This window comes from Actinobacillus arthritidis (genome assembly GCF_029774155.1).
GTDB lineage: Bacteria > Pseudomonadota > Gammaproteobacteria > Enterobacterales > Pasteurellaceae > Actinobacillus > Actinobacillus arthritidis.
In genome coordinates, this window is record NZ_CP103833.1 from 2,103,972 (window position 1) to 2,115,394 (window position 11,423).

At 40.2% G+C, this 11,423-nt stretch carries 6 protein-coding genes and 4 pseudogenes; 7 read left to right on the forward strand and 3 right to left on the reverse strand.

From position 1 onward, the window contains the following. Positions 1 to 50 precede the first annotated feature (50 nt). Positions 51 to 711: pseudogene (gene rpiA / locus NYR89_RS10095) on the forward strand (ribose-5-phosphate isomerase RpiA). A gap of 133 nt (positions 712 to 844) precedes the next feature. Next, positions 845 to 2,075: pseudogene (gene serA, locus NYR89_RS10100) on the forward strand (phosphoglycerate dehydrogenase). Positions 2,076 to 2,150: 75 nt separating this feature from the next. Here serA and znuA read toward each other — a convergent pair. Beyond that, positions 2,151 to 3,163 (reverse strand): annotated as a pseudogene (znuA, locus tag NYR89_RS10105) (zinc ABC transporter substrate-binding protein ZnuA). 132 nt (positions 3,164 to 3,295) lie between these two features. On the opposite strand from znuA, the gene ubiD reads away from it, so the two are divergent. Next, positions 3,296 to 4,759, forward strand: coding sequence for a 4-hydroxy-3-polyprenylbenzoate decarboxylase (gene ubiD, locus NYR89_RS10110; RefSeq protein ID WP_279445700.1), 1,464 nt, complete (start codon positions 3,296 to 3,298; stop codon positions 4,757 to 4,759). A 149-nt stretch (positions 4,760 to 4,908) separates the two neighbouring features. Next, the gene (locus NYR89_RS10115) at positions 4,909 to 5,430 is read left to right on the forward strand and encodes an isoprenylcysteine carboxyl methyltransferase family protein (protein WP_279444309.1); all 522 of its coding nucleotides are present in this window, start codon (positions 4,909 to 4,911) and stop codon (positions 5,428 to 5,430) included. A gap of 28 nt (positions 5,431 to 5,458) precedes the next feature. Here NYR89_RS10115 and NYR89_RS10120 read toward each other — a convergent pair whose 3' ends face one another. Continuing rightward, positions 5,459 to 6,280, reverse strand: a complete 822-nt coding sequence (locus NYR89_RS10120; protein WP_279445701.1) for a Fic family protein — start codon at positions 6,278 to 6,280, stop codon at positions 5,459 to 5,461. Between the two features lie 113 nt (positions 6,281 to 6,393). Next, positions 6,394 to 7,398, reverse strand: coding sequence for an RsiV family protein (locus NYR89_RS10125; protein ID WP_279445702.1), 1,005 nt, complete (start codon positions 7,396 to 7,398; stop codon positions 6,394 to 6,396). A 470-nt stretch (positions 7,399 to 7,868) separates the two neighbouring features. Between NYR89_RS10125 and rne the strand changes: the two are divergent. The 3 genes and pseudogenes from rne (at position 7,869) to NYR89_RS10140 (ending at position 11,349) form a co-directional block, all read left to right on the forward strand. Continuing rightward, a pseudogene (rne, locus tag NYR89_RS10130) lies at positions 7,869 to 10,846 on the forward strand (ribonuclease E). 162 nt (positions 10,847 to 11,008) lie between these two features. Beyond that, complete coding sequence (locus NYR89_RS10135; RefSeq protein WP_279445703.1) at positions 11,009 to 11,149, forward strand: hypothetical protein; 141 nt, start codon at positions 11,009 to 11,011, stop codon at positions 11,147 to 11,149. A 50-nt stretch (positions 11,150 to 11,199) separates the two neighbouring features. Then, entirely contained in the window at positions 11,200 to 11,349 is a 150-nt protein-coding gene (locus NYR89_RS10140) for a hypothetical protein (RefSeq protein WP_279445704.1), read from the forward strand. Positions 11,350 to 11,423 lie beyond the last annotated feature (74 nt).

An 11,423-nucleotide genomic window follows, 5' to 3' on the forward strand; every position in this document is an offset into this window, starting at 1 on the left:
TATAGCGTCTTACTCTTATCTGAATATAATACTTATAAAAAGGATTCACTATGAACCAACAAGAAATGAAAAAAATTGTTGCTCAAGCCGCACTTCAGTTTGTCAAACCGGATACTATCGTAGGTGTTGGTAGCGGTTCGACCGTAAACTGCTTTATTGATGCGTTAGCTTCAATGAAAGATGATATTAAAGGTGCAGTAGCGACTTCAAAGGCTTCGGAAGAACGTTTACGTGCGATTGGGATTGAAGTCTTTAATGCAAATGAAGTGACTGAATTAGATGTGTATATTGACGGTGCTGATGAAATAACCCCTCAAGGTGCAATGATTAAAGGCGGTGGTGCTTGCTTTAACCCGTGAGAAAATCGTTAGCTCGCTGGCGAAAAAATTTGTTTGTATCGTGGATAGCTCAAAACAAGTGGATGTACTAGGCACAACCTTCCCATTACCGGTAGAAGTGATTCCAATGGCTCGTTCTTACGTTGCTCGCCAATTAGTAGCGTTAGGCGGTTCACCGGAATATCGTGAAGGCGTAGTGACTGATAATGGTAATGTTATTTTGGATGTACACAATTTCCAAATTCTTGAGCCATTAAAAATGGAACATACCATTAATAATATCGCCGGTGTTGTCACAAATGGGATTTTTGCTCAACGTTATGCCAATGTCGCCATTGTCGGCACACCTGAAGGTGCGAAAATTATTGAATAATCGTATTCTTTAACACACGGAATGGCATAACAAAACTTATAATAATAAGTTCTGTTAAATTAAAAAATATTCCGTGTGTTTAGTTAGGCGATGTGATAAAAGTACAAGCAAACACAACACATAAGGACCTAAAATGACAAATCCTATTGATAAATCTCAAATCAAATTTCTCTTATTAGAAGGCGTGCATCAAAATGCGTTAGATACTTTACACGCGCCGGTTATACTAATATTGAATATCATAAAAAAGCGTTAGACGGCGATGACTTAATTAATGCGATCAAAGATGCGCATTTTGTCGGATTACGTTCTCGTACTTACCTGACTAAAGAAGTTTTATCTCACGCTAAAAACCTCGTATCTATCGGCTGTTTCTGTATCGGGACTAACCAAGTTGATTTAAAAGAAGCAAAACGTCTTGGTATCCCGGTGTTTAATGCTCCGTTCTCAAATACCCGTTCGGTGGCGGAATTAGTGTTAGCGGAAATTATTCTTTTGATGCGTCAAGTGCCGAAAGCAAATGCCGAAGTACATCGTGGCGTATGGAATAAATCTGCGACCGGTTCAAATGAAGTACGTGGTAAAAAATTAGGGATTGTGGGTTACGGTCATATCGGTTCGCAATTAAGCGTAATGGCGGAATCTATCGGTATGCAAGTGTATTTCTATGATATTGAAAATAAACTGCCGTTAGGTAACGCACAGCAAATTGCTAGCCTAGATGAGCTACTGTCTAGTTGTGATGCGATTTCGTTGCATGTACCGGAAAATGCGTCAACCAAAAACTTAATGAATGCGAGCACGTATTGCACAATTAAAATATGATTCAGTATTAATTAATGCGAGCACGTGGTACGGTAGTGGATATTGATGCGTTAGCCGAGCGTTTAGCACAAGGTACATTACGTGGTGCGGCGATTGACGTATTCCCAGAAGAACCTGCTTCAATTAATGATCCGTTTGAATCACCGCTATGCCAATTCGATAATGTCATTTTGACACCGCATATCGGTGGATCAACTGCAGAAGCGCAAGCGAATATCGGGACCGAAGTGGCAAATAAATTCGTGAAATATGCGGATAATGGTTCAACCCTTTCAGCGGTTAACTTCCCTGAAGTATCATTACCGATTCTGCATAGCAATGCGAAACGCTTATTACATATTCATGAAAACCGCCCGGGTATTTTGAATAAGATCAACCAAGTATTCGTAGATGGTAACGTGAATATCGCCGGTCAGTATCTACAAACGGATCCGAATATCGGTTATGTAGTCATTGATGTGGAATTGGACGATGCGAGCGAAGCATTAGAACGCTTGCAACAAATTGACGGGACTATTAAAGCGCGTGTGATTTCATAATATTTATATCAAATGAAAAGCGGTGGAATTTGCAGAAAATTTTGCAAATTCCACCGCTTATTTTTTATCTTTCGCTTATTTCAAACATTGACTAAATTCATCGGCAATCGCTTGTAAGAATTGCGGATAAGCGGTCTGGCTTAATGCGATTTTCGCGCCTAATGGATCTAATTGTCCCACTTTAACTTGCGTACCTTTGCTGAGGATTTCAATCACTTTCGGTGTGAATTGAGGTTCGGCAAATAAGCATTGTGCTTTGTGTTCAGCGATATTTTTCTTAATCACGCTTAATGTTTTCGCACCGGGTGCTACACTTGGGTTAATCGTAAATGAACCTAATGAATTTAAGCCGTAAGCACGTTCAAAATAGCCGTAAGCATCATGGAAAGTATAATAACCTTTACCTTTTACTTGTGACAATTGATTACGGATTTGTTCATTTTTAGCGGTTAAATTTGCTTTAAATGTTGCAAGATTTTCTGCAATCTTCGCTTTTTGCTCCGGTAATTGTACGCTTAGGCGTTCTGCGATCTGTTCTGTCTGCGAGCAAGGCTTGCTTCAGGCGAGAACCAAATGTGCCAGTCTTTATCATGGTTGTGCCCTTCGTGATCATGGTGATGATCATGGCCTTCGTGAGCGTGTTCATGATGCTCATGTTTGTGATCGTGATGTTCGTGTTTATGACCGTGTTCATGCTTATGGTCGTGATCATGTTCATGTTTTTCATCGTCATCATGATCATCATCATGTTTTTCTGTCGCATCCACAATCGCTTTAATTGCCGGTACATCATCTAAACTAAGCACCTTCTCTTTCGGTAATTTATCAATACTTTTTTCTAAAAACGTTTCTAAATCTTCACCGACCCACACCACAAGTTGAGCAGATTTTAACTGTTCTACATCAGACGGTTTTAAGCTGTAATCGTGCGGAGATGCGGTCACAGGCAATAATACCTTGCTCTCTGTCACGCCTTCTGTGATTGCACTTGCGATAAAGCCTAATGGTTTGACGGTAGTCAGTACATCTGCATTTGCGACTGCGGTTGTGCCTAGCATAGCTAATGCTAAAGCGGTTTTCTTAAACATAATATTCTCCTTTGAGATTAAAGTTGGGAAATTCTATCAAACTTCCTTAGGTTTTCATAATTTTTTTATGGGTATTTTTCATTTGTTGTTTTCTATATACTAGCGGTCAGATTTTTCTAATTTTTTACCAATATGAAATATAAAGATTTACGTGAATTTTTAACGCTATTGGAAAGTCAAGGTGAATTAGTGCGAGTTAAGCAAGAGATCGATCCTTATCTTGAAATGGCGGAAATTTCCGATCGCACGTTACGCAAGGGCGGACCGGCGATTTTATTTGAAAACCCAAAAGGCTACCAAATGCCGGTACTGTGTAATTTGTTCGGCACACCGAAACGTGTTGCGTTAGGTATGGGGCAAGAAGATACGCAAGCTTTGCGAGAACTCGGCAAATTATTAGCGTTTCTTAAAGAGCCAGAGCCGCCGAAAGGTTTTAAAGAGCTTATCGGACAATTACCGCAATGGAAACAAGTGTTGAATATGCCAAGTAAGGTATTGGGTAAAGCGGATTGTCAACAAGTGGTATTGAGTGGTGATGAGGTTGATTTGTATAAATTACCGATTATGCATTGCCACGAAGGTGATGTTGCACCGCTCGTTACTTGGGGATTAACCATTACCCAAGGGCCTTATAAAAAACGCCAAAATCTTGGGATTTATCGCCAACAGCTGATCGGCAAGAACAAGCTAATTATGCGTTGGTTATCGCATCGTGGCGGTGCGTTGGATTTCCATGAATGGAAGGAAGCTAATCCGGATAAACCGTTTCCGGTTTCGGTGGCTATCGGTGCCGATCCGGCAACTATTTTAGCGACGGTCACACCGATTCCCGATACCTTATCGGAATATGCGTTCGCCGGTTTATTACGCGGTCAGAAAACCGAGGTAACTAAGTCCATTAGTAATGATTTAGAAGTGCCGGCAAGTGCAGAAATTGTGTTGGAGGGTTATATTGACCCGAATGAAACGGCATTGGAAGGCCCGTACGGCGATCATACCGGCTATTACAATGAACAAGAGTATTTTCCGGTATTTACTGTGACGCATATCACCATGCGTCGTGATGCGATTTATCATTCGACTTACACCGGTCGTCCGCCGGATGAGCCGGCAGTCCTTGGTGAAGCTTTAAACGAAGTATTTATTCCGATTTTGCAAAAGCAATTTCCGGAAATCGTGGACTTCTATCTACCGCCGGAAGGATGTTCTTATCGCCTTGCAGTGGTGACGATTAAAAAACAATATGCCGGGCATGCAAAACGAGTGATGATGGGCGTGTGGTCGTTCCTCCGTCAATTTATGTACACCAAATTTGTGATTGTCTGTGATGACGATGTAAACGCAAGAGATTGGAAAGACGTAATTTGGGCGATTACCACACGTTGTGACCCAAGCCGAGATACCACCTTAATTGATCATACACCGATTGATTACCTGGATTTCGCTTCACCGATAGCGGGCTTAGGCTCAAAAATGGGGATTGATGCAACCAATAAATGGCCGGGCGAAACCAACCGTGAATGGGGTACACCGATTAAAAAAGATCCGAATGTGGTTAAACGTGTTGATGAAATTTGGGAGCAATTAGGGCTATAACTTTAGCAATACGGTGAAAAGTTCGCTGAAAATCACAAGAGCAAGCGGTTAAATTTCCTTAAAAATTTACCGAATAAAAACAGCTTATTTCAGCAACTTTTGCCGTATTCAATTTTTATTTTTTATTACTTTTTATTAAAGGAGAACTTATGTTACTGGTAAATCTTACCTTTGTTAGCTTTTTTATTGTCCGTTTGTATAGTTTGAGCATTTCGATTAGAAATGAGAAAGCGCTTATCCAAAAAGGTGCTACGCAACACGGCAGTAAAAATTCAAAACTATTATCTATTGTGCATGTCCTGTTCTATTTTTCTGCGTTGTTTGAAGCGAATTATTTTGCCCATCATTGGGACTATCTCAGCACGATCGGCACAGTTACTTTATTTTTCGCCTATATTGCGCTCTTTTGGGTGATCAATGAATTAAAAGAAATTTGGACGGTGAAACTCTATATTTTGCCAAACCATAAAATTAACACTTCAACCTTATTCAGAACGATTAAACACCCTAACTATTTCCTAAATATCATTCCGGAACTGATTGGTGTGGTATTGCTTTGTCATGCGTGGAACACACTGATGTATTTATTCCCGATTTACCTTGTTGTGTTAGGTATTCGCATTTATCAAGAAGAAAAAGTGATGAAGCCGCTGTTTGAGCAGGTAAAATAAGTAAGGGGACGATATGTCCCCTCTCTTATCACGCTTTATTATCTATATGTAATAATCGATTACTCAGTTCATTTTTTTCTTCAAGTAATAAATTACGGATAAAACGTACGAGAAATTCCGTGTTTTCATAAATGCCTTTAGCAAGATTATTATAGTTTGCTCGTACCAAGGCATTACGGAAATACCACGCATTTTCGGCAAAAATATCATTGGTTGCATTGAAGCCTAAAGTGTGAAGATATTTGATAAAGAATACGGCGGTAGTTCTGGTATTTCCTTCTTCAAAGCAGTGAATTTGCCATAATTGTGCGATAAATTGTGCTAAATGTTCGATAATTTGGTCGATTGATAGCCCTTTATAGCTGAATTTACGTTCTTGAGCTAAATCGTATTCTAAGGTTGTCAACAATTCAGAAGCCATGCCGTAAGTTACTGTTGCGCCGTCTAATACCCACTCTTTTTTCGTGATGTTATAAGTTCGCAATTGTCCGGCGTGTGGATAAATATCCTGAAACAGATATTTGTGAATGGCTAAATATTGATTCGTATTAAATGAAAAAGCTGGCTCAGAGAGCAATTTGGCAATGCGTACCGAAACTTTATCCGCTTCTTCAGTACGATTTTCAATTTCTTTTGTCGGATTTGCTTGGTAATAACCTTCGATCCACTGTTCTGCCATTTCAAACGAGATTTCGCCTTCAATATGTTTAATTGCCGTCTCTCGTAAATAAGCTGAAGGCTTTAGTCCGTCGACATCTTGTAAACCAATAGCGGTTTGCCAAGCATAGCTTTTCTCTCGTTTAGAAGGTTCAAGATGGCGGATATATTCAGCGAAGGGATCTTTGGTCATATCAGGATTCTCATAGGTTTGAATAACGATATTTTAATTGTAACAAGAGTAAAGACAAGCGGTTAAATTTGCAAAATTTTCTGCAAATTTAACCGCTTGCTCGTATGGCTTAATTACTCATTTTCAGCTTGGATATGATCTGGTGCTAAATCATAGCCATCTTTAGACTTACGTTGATATTCCGTATTGAGTAACTGATTGATTTCGTACCAAGGTACGGTCAGGCTGATTTCACCTTCAGCGAATGGGCCTAATGCATACGGCGGATAAATAAATTTCACCCCATCATCGGTAAATAAGAAATCTTCCGAAACATAAAAGTCTTGTTTCGGGGTAAAGGTGCTGTATTTGCCGTTTGCATCCGGTTCGTTACGCTGTTCGTAATGACTCCACAAAATCGCAGAGAGTTCCACTTGTTTTGCTGGAGAGAGTAGGTCATCCAGTAAAATAATACGTTTTTTATTTACATCGATATTAAAATATTTGGTGTGGTAGTTATTATGTGCGCCGCCGCTGTATTCATCATAGTTTTGGAAAAAGGTTACGATATTATGGCGTTGTCCTAAATAAATCGTCTCCGCCGTTTGGGTAATACCTAAGGTTTCCCCTTCTTTTAAAGTTGCCAAATTTTCCTGATAATCTTGTTCCAATACAGTTTTTAATTGGCTTAACTCATCACCATTTATTGCATTGCGATCAATTTTACTATTGGCATCGGCAGTTACCGGTTGATAAGTAATTAATACTTGTTTCGCCAATAAATTATCCAACCAATCAAAACCGGTCTTTGCCAAGCTAACAAAATAGTATTGCTCTGCCGACATAATTGCTTGTTCTTGATCGGCTTGCGGCTTAAATTTGATGCGTTCTTGTTTGGCAAAAAACGGATAAATTTCGGCATTTAGGGCTGGAATCGTTTGAGGAATATTCGATTTTTCCACTACGGTTTGTTGTAATGCGGTCAATTTTTGTTGAGAGTCTGTAATTTGCTGATTTAATTGCGTAATTGTTTGCTCCGCTTGTTGCAATTTTTCGGTTAATGCTTGGTTGTTTTTATCATCGCAAGCTGTAAGCATTAATGTTGCGGCAATTAATAGGCTAAGTGCTGTTTTATTCATAAAAGTGCCTTGATAAGAGAGAGAAAATTATAGCTAAAAATAGCAAAATCAGTATAAATTGCAATCCATTTCAGATTTTTTATCTTGCATAGGTTATGATATTTGCCTTGCTTATAACAGTATGAAAATGCGATAATAAAACGCTTTTTTGTCTGGCAAAATTGCCAGTTTATTTGTAACAAATAAGCAAAAAAGTACCGCTTGTTGATAATCTAAATTGCAAGCCTAAGTGATTGATTTTGCGGTTAATTCGAGACAAGAAGATGCAACGTAAGACAAAAAATATCGCTTATTACACCCTCCGATTTTAATTTGCTTTAGACAGTCGGGAGACTGCCCCTAATCCGTTAAGGAATACAAAGGTATTCCGTTTTATATAAAGGATTTCATTTAGTCGTGTAATTTACACCCAAAAGTAAATTGAATCGGGCGGTAATTTAAAAGTAAAAAATGAATAATGAGAAAACACAATGAAAAGAATGTTAATCAATGCGACTCAAAAAGAAGAGTTGCGAGTTGCACTCGTTGATGGGCAACGTTTGTTCGATTTAGATATCGAAAGCCCAGGACACGAGCAAAAAAAATCGAATATCTACAAGGGGAAAATCGCCCGTGTTGAGCCAAGTCTTGAAGCCGCTTTCGTTGATTACGGTGCAGAACGTCACGGTTTCCTTCCTTTAAAAGAAATCTCACGTGAATACTTCCCAGCGGATTATGTATTCAACGGTCGCCCGAATATCAAAGATATTATCAAAGAAGGGCAAGAAGTTATCGTACAGGTGAATAAAGAAGAACGTGGTAATAAAGGTGCTTGCGTTGACCACTTTTATCTCGCTTGCCGGTAGCTATTTAGTTTTAATGCCGAATAATCCACGTGCCGGCGGGATCTCTCGCCGTATCGAAGGTGATGAGCGTTTAGAGTTAAAAGAAGCGTTAGATTGCTTAGATGTGCCAGAAGATGTCGGTTTAATCGTGCGTACCGCTGGCGTAGGCAAATCGCCAGAAGAGCTTCAATGGGACTTAAAAGTGTTGTTACACCATTGGGAAGCAATTAAAAAAGCGGCGGAATCTCGTCCGGCTCCATTCCTTATCCATCAAGAAAGTGATGTGATTGTTCGTGCGATCCGTGATTATCTCCGCCGTGATATCGGTGAAATCTTAATTGATAACAAAAAAATCTTCGAAAAAGCGAAAAACCATATTCGTCTAGTGCGTCCAGATTTCATCAATCGTGTGCGTTTATATGAAGGTGAAGTACCGTTATTCAGTCATTATCAAATCGAATCACAAATCGAATCGGCGTTCCAACGTGAAGTGCGTTTACCGTCAGGCGGTTCAATCGTGATTGACGTAACTGAAGCATTAACGGCGATTGATATTAACTCATCACGCTCAACCCGTGGTGGCGATATCGAAGAGACTGCGTTAAATACCAACTTAGAAGCGGCGGATGAAATTGCACGTCAATTACGTTTACGTGACTTAGGTGGTTTGATTGTCATCGACTTTATCGATATGACTCCGGTGCGCCACCAACGTGAAGTGGAAAACCGTATCCGTGAAGCGACACGCCAAGACCGTGCACGTATTCAGTTCGGTCGTATTTCACGTTTCGGTTTATTAGAAATGAGCCGTCAGCGTTTAAGTCCATCACTCAGCGAAGCATCAAGCCACGTTTGCCCTCGCTGTCAAGGTACGGGTAAAGTGCGTGATAACGAATCGATTGCACTTTCAATTTTACGCTTATTAGAAGAAGAGGCAATTAAAGAAAATACTGCACAAGTTCATACTATCGTGCCGGTACAAATTGCGTCTTACTTACTCAATGAAAAACGTAAAGCAATTTCAAGTATCGAAAAACGTCACGATGTACAAGTGATTGTGGTACCGACCGAGAGTATGGAAACACCACATTTCAGTGTATATCGTTTACGTGAAAATGAAGTGTTACCAACACTTAGCTACGATTTAGCGAAGCACTATCATACTCACGAAGACGATGCTCAAATGAATATTCATACGGTTTCAGAAGAAGCATTAGTGACACGTAATGAACCGGTAATTACGGTCGAATCTGTATTACAAAGTAGTGAGCTAAATCTTCAACCGGCTCCGACGCCGGTGGAGCCGGCTAAACCGTCATTACTTAGCCGTTTGATTGCTAAGGTGAAAAGTTTCTTTGCCGCGGAAGAACAAGTTGAAGAGAAACCGAAGCCGAAATCTCGCAACCAACGTGATCGCCGTAATCGTCGCGAACGACCAAATCGTACGGAACGCCAAGAGCGTAAACAGACGCAAGCAACAGGAAGAGCAAAAAGCACAACGTCAGGAACGTAATCAAGAACGTGTGGAAGCGAAAAAAGCACGTCGCCAAGTGGTTGAAGAAGTGGCTGGTGGGCAAGAGGCTCAAACGGAATCACGTTCAAACAATAAAGAAAACGCAGTGACGGAGCGTCGACAGCGTCGTGATTTACGTAAAAAAGTGCGTGTGGATAACGTGGAAAATACGGCTGTTACTGCTCAAGTCGTGGAAGAAAAAGTGCAAACTGTAGAGCAAATTCAACCGCTTATTACACAATCTGAACAACCGTTAGTGGCTGAAGATCGCCAAGACGTACGTGAAAACGGGCGTCAACGTCGTCTTCCTCGTCATCTTCGTGTTGGTAACCAACGTCGCCGTGAAAACAATAATCGTAAAGAGAACGCGGTTGCGGCAATGCCTTTAGCGGCGACAGTTGCTTCTCCGGAAATGGCAAGCGGTAAGATTTGGGTAAAATTTAGCGAACCGGTATCAACTAACAAACCGAATAGCAAAGCGGAAGAAAAACCACGTTTCTTATCCGTAGATGAAATGCTCGAACAACAAACTAGCGAGGCGGTAACTGAACCTGCTATCGAAATGAATATTGAGGATAATGCAAGTTCTGTTGCACCGATTGTCGGCTTTATTAAACAATCTTCCGATCGTGATTTAGTGAAAGAAAATAAAGAGCGTTTACATCATCACACTGAAGAAAGTGAACAAGCGGATGAGCAATTAGTTGAAAAAGCAATGGCAAAACATGTTGCTCCGCTAGGTGGCTTTGTGTCACAACATTCTGATCGTGATCTTGTTAAAGAAAAGAATGAACGAGTACAAAAATACCAAGCTAAAGCAACACAAGCGCCTGCTGTTGAAGGTCTTAATGTAGGAGTAATTAAAGTGCCGGTATCAAATTACCAAAGTGAGTACAGTTTTAATGGTAATTTGGGTACATTTTCTCGTGTAGCACATACTAAGTCAGCAATGACGGTCGCTTCTGCACCGGATAGAGTGTTAGAAATGGCAACGGTAACAGAATGGACACAATCCAAATATTATTTCTATGGAAAAGGGTTTGGCGGACATTCTAGTGCCGTGAGCCATGTTCATTCAGCTCCACGTGTTGCGAGCATAGATAATGAATAACGTGTAATATTTTGAATCGAAAGCCAATTGATGTTTCAATTGGCTTTTTTTTAATCAAAAAGAAATATTTTTGGAAACTTATTTGATAAAGCATATTCTAAAGGGTATATGTTTGCTTAATTAAAAGTGGACATCATTTATTTTTTACATAAGGAAACACAAATGAAAAAATCTCTATTAGCGTTAGTATTAGGTGCAACATTAACTTTAGCGACTTGTGATCAAGCAAACCAAGCAAAAGATGCAGTAGCGGCTAAAGCTCAAGAAGCCAAAACTGCAACACAAGATGCGCGAAAGCGGTAGCGGACAAAGCAACTGAAGCAAAAGATGCAGTAGCAACTAAAGCGACAGAAATGAAAGATGCGACAGCAGCGAAAGTTGAAGAAGCCAAAACTGCAACACAAGATGCGCCGAAAGCAGTAGCGGACAAAGCAACTGAAGCAAAAGATGCAGTAGCAACTAAAGCGACAGAAATGAAAGATGCAGCGGCGAGCAAAAGTTGAAGAAGCCAAAACTGCAACACAAGATGCGGCGAAAGCAGTAGCGGATAAAGCAACTGAAGCAAAAGATGCTTGCA